Source organism: Enterococcus sp. DIV0421 (assembly GCF_051713745.1).
GTDB lineage: Bacteria > Bacillota > Bacilli > Lactobacillales > Enterococcaceae > Enterococcus_D > Enterococcus_D casseliflavus.
Genome location: NZ_JBIOQM010000028.1, coordinates 1 through 577 on the forward strand (window position 1 = coordinate 1; position 577 = coordinate 577).

Sequence of the window (577 nt, forward strand, 5' to 3'; positions counted from 1 at the left end):
GTTTTTCGTAAGCTTTGATTTTTGGCAAATTCTTTAATTAAGTATGGATTATAGCTATAAGTTGGGTACCCTTGCGTCCGAAGGAAGCGTAAGATATTAAAGCAATAATGACCGGTATCTTCTAAGGCGATTTGAATCTCTTCGCCGGTTGTTTTCTGCAAATTGGCAAGCGTCATTTGAAGCTTCGTAAAGCCTTCACGATTATTTTCAATCTGAAGATGACGGATAAAAACCGTTCCTTCAGTATCAATGATCGCTAAGTCATGTTTGTGCTTGGCAATATCTATTCCAACGTACAACATAAGGACCACTCCTGACAGATAAAATTTACGCTATGCTCCACTTACTCTTTGCCTATGTAACCTTGTGATCAATCAAGCGTCACGAACAGATGTCATGCGCTAACAAACTTATTAACAATGTGACAAAGAGCTGTGGCCAGAGCCTTTCGACAACAGTATTCCAAAGGAATCTGGTGGAGGTTATACTAGTCCATAGCGTCTAGCTCAATTATAGACAAAATAACAGCTAGTTAAAACGGAATAGCTGATTAATTGAGTATCTTAAATATACAAGG

At 38.3% G+C, this 577-nt stretch carries 1 protein-coding gene; it reads right to left on the bottom strand.

Features of this window, described 5'->3' with window-relative positions; genetic code table 11:
- Nucleotides 1-302, bottom strand: a 302-nt coding sequence (locus IGI96_RS19770) for an IS110 family transposase (RefSeq protein WP_438785719.1), incomplete at its 3' end; no start/stop codon positions are given.
- Nucleotides 303-577 lie beyond the last annotated feature (275 nt).